This window comes from Streptomyces sp. NPDC059398, from assembly GCF_042751845.1.
Taxonomy (GTDB): Bacteria; Actinomycetota; Actinomycetes; order Streptomycetales; family Streptomycetaceae; genus Streptomyces.
In genome coordinates this window covers 22,207-38,112 of the sequence record NZ_JBHYWP010000049.1, presented here as the reverse complement: position 1 = coordinate 38,112, position 15,906 = coordinate 22,207, and the positions used below count along the sequence as shown (strand labels likewise).

Below are 15,906 nucleotides of genomic sequence, written 5' to 3'. Positions count from 1 at the left end.
CTTGGTAACTGCGGTGTTTCCGCCGGAAGTCGGTTGATCCGGAGGTGAACTCCCGGCGTCCGCAGGGACTGCTCCCGGACTCTTCTGCGTACCGACCGGTCGGTACTGACCTGGCGTGCGGCGGGCACGCGGCAGGGCGTGCGGCTGACCGGCCGAAGGGAGGCACGGTGCTGATCGCACTCAGTGCCCAGCTGGAGCAGGTATGCCCAGGGGCGGGACCGGTACACGCCCCTGCCGGCACGGGCGTGACGGCGCGGTGGCCCCGTCCGCCTACAGATATCTGCTGAGCGCGGACCGGTGCTGCTGGAGAGCGGGGGACATGGCGACGCGGTCGTCCTGGAGGAGATTGCGCGCCATCGGACCGGCCGCCTTCTCGCCCTTGCCGAACGCCTCGGCGATGTGCTGTGCGTGGGCGGGCTTGAGGCTTTCGCCGAAGGGTGCTTCGTAGGGGTCGGTGACCGCCTCGATCAGGCACGGACCGTCGTGGGCCATCGCCTCGGCGAACACCTCCGCTGCCTGGGCGGGCTCCTCGATACGGAACGCCCGCAGGCCGCAGGCGAGGGCCACGCCCTGGAAGTCGATGGGATGCAGTTCACAGCCGTACTGCGGGTTGCCGAGCAGGGCGGTCTGCTCCCACACCTCAAGGGCGAGGGAGTTGTTGTGGAGCACGACGACCTTGATGGGCAGGTCGTACTGGGCGAGGGTGGCCAGCTCGCCCAGGCCCATCGAGAGCGACCCGTCCCCGGTGAAGGCGATCACCGGGCGGTCAGGGTACGCGAACTGGGCCCCGATGGCATAGGGGAGGGCCGCGCCCATGGTGCACAGGGTGCCGGAGAAGGAGTAGTTCATCCCCTTGCGCAGCCGCAGCCGGCCGCCCCAGGCGGTGACGCTGCCCGCGTCACCGGTGACGATCGCGCCGTCGGGCAGGGCTTTGGACAGCTCCCAGGTGACCACCTGCGGACGCATCGGGGTGCCCGATGAGGCGGCCTGCTCGCCGATCAGGTCCCACCAGGCCCGGTAGCTCTCCTGGGAGCGTTCCAGGAACGCCCGGTCGTCCTTGCGCTCCAGATGGGGGAGCAGGGCCTCCAGGACCTTCCCGGCGTGGCCGACCAGGCCGGTCTCGACGGGGTAGCGCATGCCGATCCGGTCGGCGTTCAGATCGATCTGCACGCCCCGGGCCTGGCCGGGCTGGGGCCAGAAGTCGTAGTAGGGGGTGGAGGATCCGACGATCAGGAACCCGTCGCACTCCTCGAAGGCCTGGTGCGAGGCACGGGTGCCGATCAGGCCCATGCCGCCGGTGGTGAAGGGGCTGTCGTCCGGCACACAGTCCTTGCCCAGACCGGCCTTGACGATCGGCGCCCCCAGTACGTCGGCGACCCGCTCCAGCACCTCGCCGGCGCCACGGGCACCGGCACCGGCACAGATCGCCACCCGGCGGCAGGAGTTGAGGACCCCGGCTGCGGCGATGATCTGCTCCTGCGGTGGCATCACCTCGAACGTCTGCGGAGCCAGGGAGGTGTGGCCGGGCACGTTCTTGTCCGAGGGGGTGTCCTGGTCCAGGGTCCAGGACTGCACGTCGATGGGGATCGCCAGATGTGACGGCGTGCGGTTCATCAGGGCGCTGCGTACCGCCAGGTCGGTGGCGGTGACCGCATGGGCCGGACCCATCACGCGCTCCGAGTACATGCACGCCTGCTCGAAGAGCCGGTCCGACGGCACATCCTGCAGGAAGTGGGCGCCGACCGTGTCGTGGTACGAGAGGCCGGTGATCGCGATGACCGCGGCCCCGTCGATGCGTGCGTCGTACAGGCCGTTCAGGAGGTGGAGCGCACCCGGCCCCGCGGTCGCCACACACGCGGCCGGCCGGCCGGTGAACTTCGCGTAGCCGACACAGGCGAGAGCCGCGTTCTCCTCATGGCGCACATGCACGAACGTCATCTCGGGGTGTGTGCGCAGCGCCTCGAAGAACCCGTTGACCTGGTCACCGCAGATGCCGAAGCAGGTATCGACACCCCAGGCAAGCAGCCGCTCGACGATCAGATCGGACGTGGTCTTCTCTGCTTTCGCCTGCGCCACGACGAGCCCTTCCGTTGTCGCCCGGCACACCGCTGCGGCGGGGCGCTCTCCTGCTCACGGTCGGCCAGGCAGGCGGTGGCCGCACCTGCAGAGCGCCCGTTCGGGCCGCGGCCCGCGTCGGGGGCACGGGCGCGGGGCGGTCAGCCCGCGGATGTCCGGGATGCGCCGAGGGGGGAACGGTAGTGGGCCAGGATTCCCTCGACGATTCCCATCAGGCGGCCCCCTGCCTGATCGATGCTTCCGTTGTGCGTGCTGACCTGCGCGCCTTCCAGTACGAAGGTGATCGCTGCCGCGGCCTGCCCGGGATCGCTCAGCCCGGCCTCGGTGCACATGCCGACCAGCCTGCGGGTCTGATGAGCCTTGTGCTTCTCGATCACTTGCCGTGCGGGATGGGAGCGGTCGGGCAGTTCGGCGATGGAGTTGATGAACGGGCACCCCCGGTGCGAAATCGCCGGCAATCCCTCGGCGATGAAGCGGGCCAGGCCAAGGATCTGCTCCTCGGGCCGGCCGGGATGCTCGGCCTCGACCCGGTCGAAGGCCGCCTGGTAGTCGGCGGCGACGATCCGGAGCCACTCCGCGACCAGCGCGTCCTTGGTGTCGAAGTGCCGGTAGATCGCCATTTTGGTGGTCTCGGCCCGCTCGGCGATCGTCTGCACACCCACCCGCCGGATCCCCTCGCTCTGGAAGAGCTCTTCCGCGGCGTCGAGGATGCGCTCACGAGGCGGAAGTTTGGCCACCCTGCTCGGTCTGCCGGCGCTTGCTGCCATGACTACTCCGTGACTTCCGGTCCGTTGTGGGGTCACCGATCTCTGCTGTTACGGTACCAGCCAGTGCCGCACGATACCGATGGGTATCGTATGGGACTCAAAGGTACCGTTTTCCGATGGGAGTGGCAGTGAGAATCACTGAGTACGTGGGCTTCGACGCGGTCGGGCTCGCGGAGCTGGTGGCCGGCGGCGAGGTGACCCCCGCCGAACTGGAAGCAGCCGCACGGGAGGCCACGCAGGCGGTCAATCCGCAGATCAACGCCATCGTGGAGACATGGCCGGCCGACGACGAGCCCAGTCCCGGCAGCGCACCGCTGGCCGGCGTCCCTTTCCTGATCAAGGACATCGCGGTCGCCATGGCCGGGAAGCGGATGGAGCTGGGCAGCCGTCTCACGGCCGGCAATGTCTCCGGCGCCGACTCCTCCCTGATGCGGCGCTTGCGTCGCGCCGGGCTCGTGACGTTCGGGCGTACCGCGACACCGGAGATGGCCTACAGCAACACGACGGAACCAGTGCTGTACGGCGCGACCCGCAACCCGTGGGACCCGGCGCGCAGCGCGGGCGGATCCAGCGGGGGCGCCGGTGCGGCTGTCGCGGCCGGCGTGGTCCCGATCGCGCACGCCACCGACGCCGCCGGTTCGATCCGCGTCCCCGCCGCCCATAACGGCCTGTTCGGATTGAAGCCCACCCGTGGCCGGGTCTCCGTGGGCCCCTACTTCGACGAGCTCTTCAACGGCCTGGTCGTACACGGCAGTGTCAGCCGCACCGTACGCGACAGCGCGGTCCTGCTCGACCAGATCCGCGGTCCGGAACCGGGTGACCCGTACTTCGCCCAGGAGCCGTCCCGGCCGTACGCGGAGGAAGTCACCCGCCCCCCGGGCTCGCTACGGATCGGTGTCCTCACCCAGGCATGGGGTGGGCGTCGCACGACCAGGCCGGTGGCCGACGCGCTCTCCCGCACCGTGCGTCTGCTCGAATCCCTCGGCCACCAGGTGGAGGAGGCCGAGGTCGGCCTCGGGGTCGACTGGGAGGAGTTCGTCCTGGCCAGCGCCCGTCAGTGGACGGCGAATCTCACGGCCTCGGTCGACGAGCTGGCCGCCGCCTTCGGCCGGCCCATCGACTCCTCGACCCTGGAGCCGCCCATCCTGGCCAGCTACCACTACGGGCAGCGGGTCACCGGCGCCCAGTTCGTCACCGCTCTTGAGATCCGCAACCGGATCGCCCGAAGCCTGGCCGGGTACTTCGGCACCCACGACATATTGCTCACCCCGACCGTGCCGGAGCTTCCCCTGCTCCTGGGCACTCATGCGGAGGGCGCGGAGGCACTGGACGGCCTCGGCTGGCTTCGGCACCTCCTGGATCTTTCGCCGTTCACCGCGGCGTTCAATGTGGCGGGCGCGCCCGCCATGTCGGTGCCGGTGACGGCCGACGCGGAGACGGGACTCCCGGTCGGCATGCAGTTCGCCGCCGGGTACGGGCTCGAAGGCCGCCTCTTCCGCCTCGCCGGACAACTCGAACAGGCAAGCCCCTGGGCGGGCCGGATCCCCACGGTGTGGGCAGGGAACCACACCGGCCACTGAGGAGTATTTCTGGATCCGGGAGGCCATGGGCTGGGCCATGCACTGAGCACGTGGGAGCCTCAGGTCGTGCATGCCGTCCGGCGCTCCCGGAATCCACTTCGCTCCCTCTCCACCCGCCCGATGGCCGCAGCGCCGCACATGTCCGCGACGCCCTCGTGGGAACAGCCGGGTTTTCTTGTGGAAGACGTATCGGTCGGACCCCCTCAAGGGGCCGTCGCGGACGGGGCCGCCGCGGATCACTGCCCCGGTCGCCCTCCCCGCGCTGTGCCGGGGAGCGGCCCGGAGAGCATACGGGCGGGATTCTGCCGGGTGAGGGTGCCGATCAGATCGCGGTCGACACCCCGTGCGACGAGCATCTCGGTGAAGACGGTGGGCACATGGATGAATCCGTTGCCGCCGTGCTGGGTCCACATCTGCTTGAGGAAGAGGTCGTGGCTGAGCAGGAGCTGTCCGGCGTGACCGTGGCGGACATGGCCGGCGACGGCGTCCGCGGTGGCGGTGGACGCGGGCGACTCGCCTTCCTTGGGGAACGTGACATCCATCCCGATCATGTCGAATTCGAGCCAGACGCCACGGTCCGCCACCGCCCGCTGGTAGCCGACGTCGGCGCCGGAGGGATCCATGTGCGCGAGGACGACCTTCCCCGGCGCGACACCGATCTCGTCGAGCACGATGTCGAGCACCTCGTGTGCCCGCCGCTGCCAGCCGGGCAGATGGACCATGAGCGGGACGGCGGGGTGGTCGAGCTGGGCGAGAGCGGCCGCGCGCAGCGATCCGCGCTCGGCCTCGGTGAACTGGGGGGACACTCCGATCTCGCCGATGACCCCGGGCCGTACACCGGAGTCCCCCACACCGTGGGCCAGCTCGTCCCGGATCGCGGCCGCCTGTTCCTCGACCGTACTGGCCGTGATCCGGCCGGCCTCGAACTTCTCCAGATAGGCACCGCAGCCCATGACGACGCCGATTCCGCTGCGGCGCGCCAGATCGAGGAGGCGCCGCGGGTCACGTCCGATGGCGGCGCTGGAGGTCGCGTCGACGATGGTGCCGCCGCCGACGGCCTGGAAGGCGGCGACCTCGCGGAGCACGTCGTCGACCGGCTTGGCCGCGATGTTGTCGGCGCAGCAGTACGGGTCGTGCCGCAGCGCCCAGGCGGACGCCGCGCTGACCGGCTCGTCCTTCAGGGCGGCGGAGAACCGGTAGCTCGGTTCGTCGAGAACGCCCGAGAGGTTGTTGAAGAGGTGTTCGTGGGGCAGTACGAGACCCAGCTCGGCCGCGGGCACCGCGCCGGTCACGGTCTGTACGTACGGCCGTCCTCCGGTGCCGGTCATGAGGCGGGCACCGGGGGCACGGAGCGGGAGGGGATCATCCCGATACCGGCCGCGACGAGGGCGATGACGGTGCCTATGACGGTCACGACGTGCAGGGGCTGGCCGACGGACGGGCTGATCAGATCGAGGATGAGCGAGCCCACCAGCTGCCCGGCGATCGAGGCGAGCCCGAGGAGGAGCAGGCCGAGGCCGCGTACGAGCAGGGCCATGAAGGCGATGGAGAGCAGGCCGAGTACACCGCCGGTGTACATCCACCAGGTGCCGGGGAGCGAGAAGCTCACCGAACCGGTGGAAGCGCGCACCAGCAGCCCGATCCCCAGGACGACGAATCCGACGAGGAAGTTGAGGCCGATCGAGACCAGCATGGATCCGCTGCCCTGGGCGACGGCGGAGTTGCCCGCGGGCTGCCAGCCCGCGAGCAGCCCGGCGGCGAACGGCAGGACCGCGAGCGCGATGGTTCCGGGGACCTGGAAGTTCGGCGAGATCGCGACGGCCGTCGCGACGATGGCCAGCAGGGCGCCCAGCCCGCGGGGGAGCGTGATGGGCTGCTTGAGCGTGGAGGTGGCCCCGAGACGGTCGCAGACCACGCCCGAGATGACGAGCCCGGAGATCAGCGCGATCTGGAAGACGGCGACGCCCAGGGTGCCCACGGTGATGCCTTCGGAGAGCACGACCGCCGCGCCGCACAGGCCCGCCAGACAGTTCCACCAGGGAATGGTGCCGTCGCGGAGCTTGCCGGGTACGTTCAGCGCCTGCCGGCGGGTCCCGGGGCGGGCGAAGATGATGACCGCCATGAGGATCAGCCCGGACCCGAAGGAGATCACGGCCGCGGCGTTGCCGTCGTCGATGTTCTTGCCCAGGGCGCCGTTGACGGTGGACTGCAGCGGGCTGAGCAGTCCGGCCAGGATGGTCGCCAGGACCAGTACGGCCGTGGTGGCGCGACGTGCGGTGCTGGCGGGTGGCGGGGGCAGTGTGTCCGGTCCTGGTCCTGTGGTGTTGAGGTTTGCCATCGTGTAATCGCTCTCCTTTGAGCCAGTATGTCCGACGGAACCGATGCGGTCTGGGGGCGTGTGGGCTGTCTCATAACGGGCGGTGGCGGGTGCCGCTGCCGCCCGGCGGTGTGCCGGATGGGCGGATGGCCCGGCGGGCGGTGGCCCGGCGGGCCCGGCCCGTCAGTGCTGCCGGTCCGCGGAGCCGGCGAGCCAGGTGACGGCCTGGTCGAAGAGCTGCCGGTAGCCCTTCCACTCCAGGAACTCGTTCGGGGCCCAGTGCGGTGAGATGTCCGATGCGAAGGCGAGCGTGCGCCCGGCGCCCTCCTCACGGACCGAGACCAGCGGGTGCGACTCGATCGTGGCGAGCACGCGTGCGTCCGGCTTCGCGGTGAGCCGCTGGTAGCCGAGGAGGATCGGCCACTCGGCCGCCAGCCCCGCCGTGACCTCGTGCGTCTCATCGGTGAGTGCGCCGCCGATGCCTTCGGGGCACTCCACGCGGTCGTCGTACGGGAGGATCTGCACCGGCAGGATGTCCTCGATCGGCGTCGCGTGGTAGTTGGCCTTGGCCTGGAAGCCCTGGAAGCTCAGATAGCCGCCGGCCATGGCGAGACCGCCGCCCTGCCGGACCCACTGGGCGAGGAGCTTGAGCCGGTTGGGGAACGGGCGCCCCTGGGCGAACACCTGCGGGTGGAGCAGCATCGAGTTGGCGCCGATGTCCGAAAGGATCACCACGTCGTAGGCGTCCAGCTTCTCCAGGGTCTCCGGGAAGTGGACCGCGACATCGTGCGAGAGCAGATGCGTGACCTCGTGACCCGCTTCCTGCAGGGCCTGGAGCAGCGGGGTGACGCCCACCTCCAGCTGGGCATGGGGGAAGGCGTCGTAGCCCTTGAAGTCGGTGGATGCGTTGATCCAGGACTCGCCTGCGATGAGTACGCGGCTCACACGTACCTCCTCAGAAAGATCGTGCGCAACGTTGCGCTGGTTTTGCGCAACCATAGAAGCGGGTCGATCCGACGTCAATGCCCTACCGTGAGCGCACTAGACTGCGGGAAAAGCGAGAGGGGTTCGGATGACGTTGACCAGCGTTGCGCAACATGCGCAGGTATCGGCCTCGACGGTGTCGCGGTACTTGCGCGGGCAGCTGAAGGTGCAGCCGGAGACGGCGGCCCGGATCGATGCCGCCGTGCGGGAGCTGAACTACGAGGTACCGGTGCCCGCCCCGTCCGGCCCGCGCGCCGGGCGCCCGCTCATCGCGCTCGTGGTGCCGGACCTGATCAACCCGTTCTTCGCGGACCTGGCCGAGGAGGTCGCCGCGGCGGCCGCCGCCGGGGGAGTGGCCCTCGTGGTGGGCATCACCGGCCAGCAGGCCCGGCGCGAGTCGCTCTTCAGCGACTTCGCCGCGTCGACCGAGGCCGTCGACGGGTTGATCTACGTCGGAATGCACCGCCAGAACCCCCGGCTGACCCGGGCGATCGCCGAAGGTCTCCCCGTGGTCCTCCTGGACGAGGAGGTCGCCAGCCCCTCCGAGCTGGACACCGTCGCCGTCGACAACTACAGCGGCGCCTACCAGGCCACGTCCTACCTCGTGCAGCTCGGGCACCGGCGCATCATGCACATCGCCGGCCCCCGTGAACTGTCCACCACCCGCGACCGGCTGCGCGGTTACCGGGACGCCATGGAACACGCCGGACTCGACGTCGACGAGGACCTCGTCCTGCACGGCCCGTACACCGAGCAGTTCGGCGCCAGCACCTTCCCCTACCTGGCGCGCGCAGCCCAGCCGCCGACAGCCGCCTTCGTGGGCAGTGACATCGTCGCGGTCGGCATTCTGGGCGCGGCGGAACTGCACGGACTGCGTATCCCGGAGGACCTCTCCGTCATCGGCTGCGACGGCATCCGTGTCGGTGAGTGGCTCCGCCCCAAACTCACCACGCTGCAGCAGCCCGTCGCCGACCTCGCCCGTACGGCACTCGAAGTGGTCCAGAACCGGATCGAATCCCCGGACGGCGCCCGGGTGACGAAGTCCTTCCCCCTGCACCTCGTGATCCGCGGCTCCGCGGTTCCCCCGCAGAACTGACGCGCAGCACTGATCCGCGGCACTGATCCGCGCCCCGCCCCGCAGTACCGACAGGAGACCTTCGCGTGCTTGACCCCGTTTCGCTGACCCAGCAGCTCGTCCGAGTGGACACCAGGGGCGGGAACGAGACGCCCGCCGCCGCACTCATCGCCCCGCTGCTCGCCGACGCCGGCTTCAGCGTACGGACCGAGGAACCGGAGCCAGGACGGACCAATCTCGTCGCCCGCTTCGGCAGCCGCACCCCCGTCACCCTGACCGGACACCTGGACACCGTCCCCGCCGATGCGTCCGGCTGGTCGTTCGACCCGCTGAGCGGCGACATCCGGGGCGGCCGGCTCCGGGGGCGCGGCAGCAGCGACATGAAGGCCGGTGTGGCGTGCATGGTGGCCGCCGCGGCCCACCGGGCCACGACCCACCCCGCCGAAACCGACGTACAGCTCGTCCTCACCTTCGGCGAGGAGACCGGCTGCGAGGGAGCGGCCCGGCTGGAGGGGCTGACGGCGAGTCCGGTGCTGCTGGTCGCCGAACCCACCGCGAACCGGATCGTCCTCGGTCACAAGGGTGTGCTGTGGCTGCGGCTCACCGCCGAGGGCCGCAGCGCCCACGGATCCCGGCCCGAACTCGGCGACAACGCACTGGCCAGGCTCGCCGCGGCGGCGGTACGGATCCATGACCACCAGGACTGGCCCCGTAGTGCGACCCACGGCGCGGCCACCGTCAACGTGGGCACCTTCCACGCCGGTGTCCAGCCCAACCTCGTCCCCGACCGCGCCGAGCTGATGGTCGACATCCGTACCGTCCCCGGCTTCAGCTCCGACGACGCGCTGCGGGCCATCGGACAGCTGGCCGGGCCCGGCACCAGGATCGAGCGGGTACTCGACCTGGACGGCGTGGACACCGACCCCGGCACCGCACTCGTCCGTGACGTGTCGGGCGCCCTGCGCCCCGCGCAGGACGCCGGGCAGCCGCAGTACGCCACCTACTTCACCGACGCCTCGGTACTGGCCGCGAAGGTGGACGCCCGTGCGGTCGTCATCTACGGCCCCGGCGACCCCGACCAGGCGCATGTCACCGACGAGACCTGCTCCGTGGCCGCGATCCCCGAGGCCGCCGAGGCCATCCACCGCCTGCTCGCCTCCTGGAGCCAACGGGAGGACGGCGCGCCGGGGCCCCGCTGAGCCGGTCCTGACATCCGCCCGGGGCGTAGGGGCGCGGGCCGTCGCGGATGCGCCCCGCGGAACGCGGCCGGGGCCCGGTCCGCGCGTAGGCGATCATGGTTCACCCGCACCCTGGGCCCCACTCGCCCGCTCCCGTAGCATGCCGGTGTGACCAGGCCCATTGAACTCGTGATATTCGACTGCGACGGCGTTCTGGTGGACAGCGAGCGCATCGCGGTCCGTGTGGACGCGGTGAGCCTGGCGGCGCTCGGCTGGCCGCTCAGCGAGGCCGAGGTCGTCGAACGCTTCGTCGGCCGCTCGCACGCCGACATGATCGCCGACATCGAGCAACACCTCGGGATCCGGATCCCGGATGGCTGGGAGGCGGAGCAGAAACAGCTGTACCGCACCGCCATGGAGGCCGAACTCACCTCTGTAGACGGTGTGGTGGAGGCCCTGGACCGGATCGGGCTGCCCACCTGTGTGGCATCGAGCAGCGGCCACAACGGCCTCCGCCACACCCTCGGTCTGACCGGGCTCTACCCCCGCTTCGAAGGCCGCATCTACAGCGCGTCGGAAGTCGCCAACGGCAAGCCCGCACCCGACCTCTTCCTGCACGCGGCACGGCAGATGGGCTTCGCCCCCGAGGTCTGCGCCGTGATCGAGGACAGCCGCTACGGCGTACACGCAGCCCGCGCAGCCGGGATGCGCGCGTTCGGCTACTGCGGCGGTCTCACCCCCGCGGAGTGGCTGCACGGGCCGGACACCGTGGTCTTCGACGACATGCGTGAGCTGCCCGCCCTCCTCGCCGCGGGATGAACGGCGGGACCGAGCCGCGGACCGCCGTGCCGGCCTCACCGCCCCGGACGGCGGGACCGCCGGGGTGCACGGCCGGGCCCCCTCACCGCGGACGGCCCGACGCCGCGCGTTAGCCTTGCAGACGTACCGGACACGGGGTGCCCCGCCCAGGGGCTGAGATCACACCCGCCGAACCTGAACCAGTTAGCACTGGCGGAGGGATGTCGCTCATGTCATTGCCACCTGCTCCGAGCAGCACGTCGGCCACAGAGAACCGGTCCGTCTTCGACGGCCGGATGCCCGCCGCCCCCGGCGACCTGCGGATCGAGGCACGCGGTATCGCGCCGGTGCCCGAGCAGCACCGCTACGGCCGCCCCGGCCGGCTGTTCACCGTATGGTTCGCGCCGAATCTGACCATGACGGGAGTCTTCACCGGCACCGTCGGAATCGCGCTCGGCCTGGACCTGCCCACCGCCCTGCTGGCCGTGGTGCTGGGCACCCTCGTCGGCGCCGTCCCCACCGCGTACCTCGGAACCTGGGGCAGCCGCACGGGGGCGGGCCAGCTGCCGCTGGCCCGGCTCGCGTTCGGCCGGTCCGTCGCGGTGCCCGGCCTGCTGCAGTGGCTCTCGTCGGTGGCCTGGGACGCCCTCATCGGGCTGTTCGGCGGTGACGCGCTCGCCCGGCTCTGCGGCTGGCCCTTCTGGCTGGGGGTGCTGGTGATGATGGCCGGACAGGGGTCACTCGGAGTACTGGGCTACGAGGCGATCCACCGGATGCAGAAGCTGATGACCTTCGTGCTCGCCGCCGCCTTCGTCGCCCTGGCGCTCCGGCTCCCCGGCAGCGTCCACAGCTCGTCCGGGAGCGTCCACGGCGCCGACCGCGCCGGTGCGTTCGTCCTGACGAGCACCATCGCCCTCAGCCTGGCCCTTTCGTGGGCGCCGTACGCCAGTGACTTCAGCCGTTACCTGCCGAAGAACACCTCCCGTACCCGTATGTTCTGGTACACGCTCCTCGGCGTCAGCGTCTCCTTCGTGGCCGTCCAGTCGCTGGGGCTGTGGGGGGCCTCCGTCTTCACCGACCAGACCGCGCGCGGGGTCGACGAACTGCTGGGCGGCGGTGTACTCGGCGCGCTGGGGCTGCTGGCGGTGGCGCTGGCCGCGCTGTGCAGCAACGCCATGAACGACTACAGCGGTTCGCTGGCCCTGCAGACCATCGGACTGCGCGTACCGCGCCCGCTGGCCGCCGCGCTCGCCGCCGTTCTCGGTTTCCCGCTGGTGCTGTGGATGCATGCCGCCGACACCGCCGCCCGCTTCCAGAACGTCCTGCTGTTCGTCGGCTACTGGATCCCCGGCTTCGTCGCCGTGGTGGCTGTCGACTGGTTCGCGCGGGCCCGTGCGGGCGAGCCGGTCGACCCGGTGGCGGAGAGCGGTCACCGGCGGTACGGCCTGTCCGCGCTGGTGGCGTTCTGCGCCGCCTTCGCGGCGGCGGTCCCCTTCATGAACACCGGCCTCTACACGGGTCCGGTGGCCGCGGCCCTGCACGGCGCCGACCTCGCCTACTACGTGGCGTTCCTCACCGCGCTCGCCGTCTACGCACCCCTCAGGCTGCGCCGCCCGGCCGCTCGGTAGCCGCCCGCGGAGCTGAAGTGCGGTGCGCGGACGGGCTGTTCGGGGAGGCGACCGGACGGGGCGCTGCGGCCCGCATCCCGCTGTCGGCCCCGGCCGGGAGGGGAACATGACAGAATCGGCAGCGTGTTCGGGATGGGGGATCCGGCTCCACGCCTGCGGGCGGGGCGGTTCATACGTGCGCGGCTGCTGCCGCTGCTGCTGTGTTTGTCGGCCGTCGCGGGGGCCACCTGCTTCGCCGTGGGCGGGGTGTCGTCCGAGGAGCGGCGGGACCGGGACTGGCGGGCGGCGGCACCGTGCCCGGCCTCGGCACCTGCCGATCCGCGCGCCGACTGCGTCACCACGCTGCCCGCGGTGATCGAGCGGACCAAGGCCGAGCTGGACCACGACAACCACAACGACTGGCTCTACTTCCGCGGCGATGAGCCGGTGGACCGGCTGAGCGTCGCCTACGACACCGCAGCCGCCTTCGGCCCCGGTGACCACGTCACCCTGACCTGGTGGCGCGGCGACCTGATGAAGGTCGCGAGCCGGCAGCACACTGCGAACGAGGACCTGCCACGTCCCGGCGGGATCGCCGGAGGCGTGGTCTTCCTGATCCTCGCGGCCGGTCTCCTCGCCGTCCTGCTGCTGGTGCGCCGGCCGCGCGACGGACGCCCCGTCACCCCCGGCGAACCGGCCCGGCCGGGCGTGTTCTTCTTCCCCGTTCCCCTGGCCGCCGCCGCTCTGTGGGCGGTACCGCTCGGCGGACTGCGCCCGGGGCGGGCCGTCGCGGTCCCAGTGGCCGCCGTCGGGGTGCTGACGGTGATCGCGCTCCTGGTCTGGGCCTGGCGGGCGACCGGCCGGATCAGACCGGTCGAACCGCGCCCGCTGCCCGAGGGGAAGGACGTCTTCCTGCCCGCCCGCTTCCTGCAGGACAGGCCGTACGATCCGGACCTCCTGGGCAGCCATGTCGTCCTCGGCGCCGGCCCGATGGCGGTGCTGCCGCACGGCGGGCCCGGCCGTCTCGTCGGCAAGGAGATACCCGAGGGGCGCTTCACCGTACAGGGGCTGCGGCGCCCGAAAAGCTCGGAGCGCAGAACACCGGCAAGCTGGTACGTCGCCGAACTCCTCGACTCCGGTACCCGGGTCCGCCTCACCGCGGCCCCCGCCGATCTGCTCCTGCTCGTACAGGAGTTGGAGCGCACCAGGCCGGCGCCGACCCGTACGGGGTGAGCTCAGGCGCGGATCCTCCGGGCCTCCGGCGCCGCGCTCAGCGGGCGGTCGCGGTGTGCGCGTTCTTCCTGCGCGCACGGTAGGCGGCAGCCTTGATCTTGTTGCCGCACGAGTCCATACCGCACCACTGCCGCCGCACCCCGCGGGACCGGTCGATGTAGACACGGGTGCACTGGGGATTGCCGCACTCCTTGAGCAGGGGGACGTCCGGCCCGCTGAGCAGCTCGACGGCGAGCCGGGCGACGGTCGACAGGGCCTGTTCGGGCGTGGCTTCGGTCCGGCGCCCCGCCCCGGTGAGCTGCGGTGTCGCGGGGGGCCTGCGGGCCGCCTCGTTCAGCACGTCGAGCGGGTCCCGGCCGAACGGCTCCCCGAGGCGGCGAGCCGTGATCAGCTCGTAGACGGCCTCACGCACGGCCGTCGCCTGCTGTACGTCGTCCTCGTCGCCCGGGGCGATCGCGTCGACGACGCCGGACTCCAGATACCAGGCGTCCAGCCGCTCCGGCGTCACGAACATCTCGAAGCGCGCGGAGCGGCGGGCCCGCAGGGTCGCGGCGAAGTCGAGCGCCGGGTTGCCGCAGACGAAGACATGGGTCAGGTTCACGTCACCATGCTGACAGGTGACTGCGTGAGGCCGCAAGGAAGTCACCTGTTGAGGCGGTGATGATGTTTCATGCCGTGTGTCCCGCTCCCGGGGCCGGCGGTGTGGCCGTCGGTGGGTGTCAGAGCCCCAGATCGAGAGCCAGACAGGCGTAGTGGCTCCAGGCGGCCTCGGGGCTGTAACGGTTGCCCGTCCCTTTCCCCGGGGTGGCCGCCCTCTCCTCGACCAGGTCCTCCTGTCGGACGCGCTCGGGCAACTTCCCGTAGCGGGCGCGCCGTTGCTGTGCCGCAGGATCGTGGTCCCACGCCTCTTCGCTCTTCATGGCCGGTCTCCGCTCGTTCGGTGGCGGACTGCTCCCTGATGCCCTGCGGGTTCAGAATGCGCCCTGATGCGTCACCGGTCAAGGCGGTGACGCGTAAAGGGGCGGGACGGCGCGCCGGCGCCCCGCGGGCCCCGGAGCGACCCCCCCGGGCCCCGGCGCCCGCGGGGGGGCGCCCCCCCGGGGGGGGGGCGGGGTCCGGGGGGGGGGGCGGGGGCCGTCGGGGGGGCGGGGGGCTAGGGGGCCGACTGGTCCTAAACCCCCCGTACCCCGGTACTCACAGTTCGCCCGTGAGCTCCACGGTCACTCCGTCACGCGCGGAGGTCCGTGCCGCTTCGATCACATCAAGGGTCGCCGCCGCCTCCTCCGCCGTGACCGGCGGCCGGCCACCCTCGCGCAGGGCCTTCGCGACACCCGCGTAGTACGCCGGATAGTCACCGGGCAGGGTCGGTACGGGCGAACCGCCGCCCGTCAGCGGGGACTCGCCCGCACCGATGCGGCCCCACAGCGACTCGGGCTCCTCGCCCCAGTGTGCCGAGGCCGAGGGGCGCGCACCCTCGCGCAGGGCCGCCTCCTGGGGGTCGAGGCCGTGCTTCACATAGCCGGCCGCCGAGCCGAGCACCCGGAAGCGCGGGCCGAGTTGGGCGGTGGTGGCGGAGGCGTACAGATGGGAACGGACGCCGTTCGCATGGGTGAGGGCGATGAAGGTGTCGTCGTCGGCGCGGGCGCCGGGGCGCCGGACGTCCGCCTCCGCGTACACCCGGACCGCCGGGCCGAAGAGGACGAGCGCCTGGTCGACGATATGGCTGCCCAGGTCGTAGAGGAGCCCGCCGATCTCCGACGGGTCCCCGGACTCGCGCCAGCCGCCCTTGAGCTGCGGCCGCCACCGCTCGTAGCGGGACTCGAAGCGCTGGACCTCGCCCAGTCGGCCCTCGTCGACGAGCGAGCGGAGGGTCAGGAAGTCGTTGTCCCAGCGCCGGTTCTGGAAGACGGAGAGCAGCAGCCCGCGCTCAGCGGCGAGCGCGGCCAGCCCACGGGCCTCGGCGGCCGTCCCCGCGAGCGGCTTGTCCACGACCACCGGCAGCCCGGCCCTGAGCGCGGCGGTCGCGAGCGCCACATGGGTCCGGTTCGGGGACGCGATCACGACGAGGTCCAGCTCGTCCGCGTACGTCCAGAGCTCGTCCGGGGTGGCGGCGAACCGGACGCCGGGGAACTCGGCGCGTGCCTGCTCCCGGCGCTCCTCGTTCGAGGTGACGATCGTGTCGAGGACCAGCCCTTCGGTGGCCGAGATCAGCGGTGCGTGGAAGACGGAACCCGCGAGGCCGTAGCCGACGAGTCCGACGCGGAGCGGGTGCGCAGTCATGCGAACCACTT

The 15,906-nt window shown here is 71.4% G+C and carries 14 protein-coding genes and 1 riboswitch; of the genes, 6 read left to right on the top strand and 8 right to left on the bottom strand.

Going from position 1 to position 15,906, the window contains the following annotated elements:
• Positions 1 to 270 precede the first annotated feature (270 nt).
• The gene (locus ACFXBC_RS18890; RefSeq protein WP_385025092.1) at positions 271 to 2,076 is read right to left on the bottom strand and encodes a thiamine pyrophosphate-dependent enzyme; all 1,806 of its coding nucleotides are present in this window, start codon (positions 2,074 to 2,076) and stop codon (positions 271 to 273) included.
• Between the two features lie 140 nt (positions 2,077 to 2,216).
• Positions 2,217 to 2,843 carry a TetR/AcrR family transcriptional regulator gene (locus tag ACFXBC_RS18885; RefSeq protein WP_385025089.1) on the bottom strand — a complete coding sequence of 209 codons (627 nt, stop codon included), beginning with the start codon at positions 2,841 to 2,843 and terminating at the stop codon, positions 2,217 to 2,219.
• 128 nt (positions 2,844 to 2,971) lie between these two features.
• On the opposite strand from ACFXBC_RS18885, the gene ACFXBC_RS18880 reads away from it, so the two are divergent.
• Positions 2,972 to 4,423 carry an amidase gene (locus tag ACFXBC_RS18880; RefSeq protein WP_385025086.1) on the top strand — a complete coding sequence of 484 codons (1,452 nt, stop codon included), beginning with the start codon at positions 2,972 to 2,974 and terminating at the stop codon, positions 4,421 to 4,423.
• Between the two features lie 236 nt (positions 4,424 to 4,659).
• Here ACFXBC_RS18880 and ACFXBC_RS18875 read toward each other — a convergent pair whose 3' ends face one another.
• The 3 genes from ACFXBC_RS18875 to ACFXBC_RS18865 form a co-directional block, all read right to left on the bottom strand.
• Positions 4,660 to 5,751 carry a phosphotriesterase gene (locus ACFXBC_RS18875; RefSeq protein WP_385025083.1) on the bottom strand — a complete coding sequence of 364 codons (1,092 nt, stop codon included), beginning with the start codon at positions 5,749 to 5,751 and terminating at the stop codon, positions 4,660 to 4,662.
• Positions 5,748 to 6,761, bottom strand: coding sequence for a DMT family transporter (locus ACFXBC_RS18870; RefSeq protein WP_385025081.1), 1,014 nt, complete (start codon positions 6,759 to 6,761; stop codon positions 5,748 to 5,750). The genes ACFXBC_RS18875 and ACFXBC_RS18870 overlap by 4 nt, the downstream gene beginning before the upstream one ends.
• A gap of 162 nt (positions 6,762 to 6,923) precedes the next feature.
• Positions 6,924 to 7,685, bottom strand: coding sequence for a glutamine amidotransferase (locus ACFXBC_RS18865; protein WP_385025078.1), 762 nt, complete (start codon positions 7,683 to 7,685; stop codon positions 6,924 to 6,926).
• 127 nt (positions 7,686 to 7,812) lie between these two features.
• Between ACFXBC_RS18865 and ACFXBC_RS18860 the strand changes: the two genes are divergently transcribed.
• The 5 genes from ACFXBC_RS18860 (at position 7,813) to ACFXBC_RS18840 (ending at position 13,615) form a co-directional block, all read left to right on the top strand.
• Positions 7,813 to 8,820 (top strand): LacI family DNA-binding transcriptional regulator, encoded by a 1,008-nt coding sequence (locus ACFXBC_RS18860; protein ID WP_385025075.1) that lies wholly within the window; start codon positions 7,813 to 7,815, stop codon positions 8,818 to 8,820.
• Between the two features lie 65 nt (positions 8,821 to 8,885).
• Entirely contained in the window at positions 8,886 to 9,998 is a 1,113-nt protein-coding gene (locus ACFXBC_RS18855; protein ID WP_385025072.1) for a M20/M25/M40 family metallo-hydrolase, read from the top strand.
• A 147-nt stretch (positions 9,999 to 10,145) separates the two neighbouring features.
• Entirely contained in the window at positions 10,146 to 10,796 is a 651-nt protein-coding gene (locus ACFXBC_RS18850; protein WP_385025069.1) for an HAD family hydrolase, read from the top strand.
• A gap of 123 nt (positions 10,797 to 10,919) precedes the next feature.
• Positions 10,920 to 11,014: riboswitch (TPP riboswitch) on the top strand.
• Positions 10,997 to 12,403 (top strand): purine-cytosine permease family protein, encoded by a 1,407-nt coding sequence (locus ACFXBC_RS18845; protein ID WP_385025066.1) that lies wholly within the window; start codon positions 10,997 to 10,999, stop codon positions 12,401 to 12,403. Its footprint overlaps the riboswitch before it by 18 nt.
• A 123-nt stretch (positions 12,404 to 12,526) precedes the next feature.
• Positions 12,527 to 13,615 carry a hypothetical protein gene (locus ACFXBC_RS18840; protein WP_385025063.1) on the top strand — a complete coding sequence of 363 codons (1,089 nt, stop codon included), beginning with the start codon at positions 12,527 to 12,529 and terminating at the stop codon, positions 13,613 to 13,615.
• Positions 13,616 to 13,652: 37 nt separating this feature from the next.
• Here the strand turns inward: ACFXBC_RS18840 and ACFXBC_RS18835 are convergent, their stop codons facing one another.
• The 3 genes from ACFXBC_RS18835 to ACFXBC_RS18825 all read right to left on the bottom strand — a co-directional run bounded on the left by ACFXBC_RS18835 (position 13,653) and on the right by ACFXBC_RS18825 (position 15,895).
• Positions 13,653 to 14,216: a CGNR zinc finger domain-containing protein gene (locus ACFXBC_RS18835; protein WP_385025060.1), complete on the bottom strand. Its 564-nt coding sequence runs from the start codon at positions 14,214 to 14,216 to the stop codon at positions 13,653 to 13,655.
• A gap of 118 nt (positions 14,217 to 14,334) precedes the next feature.
• Positions 14,335 to 14,535 carry a hypothetical protein gene (locus tag ACFXBC_RS18830; RefSeq protein WP_385025057.1) on the bottom strand — a complete coding sequence of 67 codons (201 nt, stop codon included), beginning with the start codon at positions 14,533 to 14,535 and terminating at the stop codon, positions 14,335 to 14,337.
• Between the two features lie 274 nt (positions 14,536 to 14,809).
• The gene (locus tag ACFXBC_RS18825) at positions 14,810 to 15,895 is read right to left on the bottom strand and encodes a Gfo/Idh/MocA family oxidoreductase (RefSeq protein WP_385025055.1); all 1,086 of its coding nucleotides are present in this window, start codon (positions 15,893 to 15,895) and stop codon (positions 14,810 to 14,812) included.
• Positions 15,896 to 15,906: the final 11 nt, after the last annotated feature.

Bases quoted from the DNA above. Each gene is read 5' to 3' on its own strand.
- ACFXBC_RS18885 (WP_385025089.1), bottom strand. From the start codon at position 2,843: ATGGCAGCAAGCGCCGGCAGACCGAGCAGGGTGGCCAAACTTCCGCCT.
- ACFXBC_RS18875 (WP_385025083.1), bottom strand. From the start codon at position 5,751: ATGACCGGCACCGGAGGACGGCCGTACGTACAGACCGTGACCGGCGCG.
- ACFXBC_RS18870 (WP_385025081.1), bottom strand. From the start codon at position 6,761: ATGGCAAACCTCAACACCACAGGACCAGGACCGGACACACTGCCCCCG.
- ACFXBC_RS18860 (WP_385025075.1), top strand. From the start codon at position 7,813: ATGACGTTGACCAGCGTTGCGCAACATGCGCAGGTATCGGCCTCGACG.
- ACFXBC_RS18845 (WP_385025066.1), top strand. From the start codon at position 10,997: ATGTCGCTCATGTCATTGCCACCTGCTCCGAGCAGCACGTCGGCCACA.
- ACFXBC_RS18830 (WP_385025057.1), bottom strand. From the start codon at position 14,535: ATGAAGAGCGAAGAGGCGTGGGACCACGATCCTGCGGCACAGCAACGG.
- ACFXBC_RS18825 (WP_385025055.1), bottom strand. From the start codon at position 15,895: ATGACTGCGCACCCGCTCCGCGTCGGACTCGTCGGCTACGGCCTCGCG.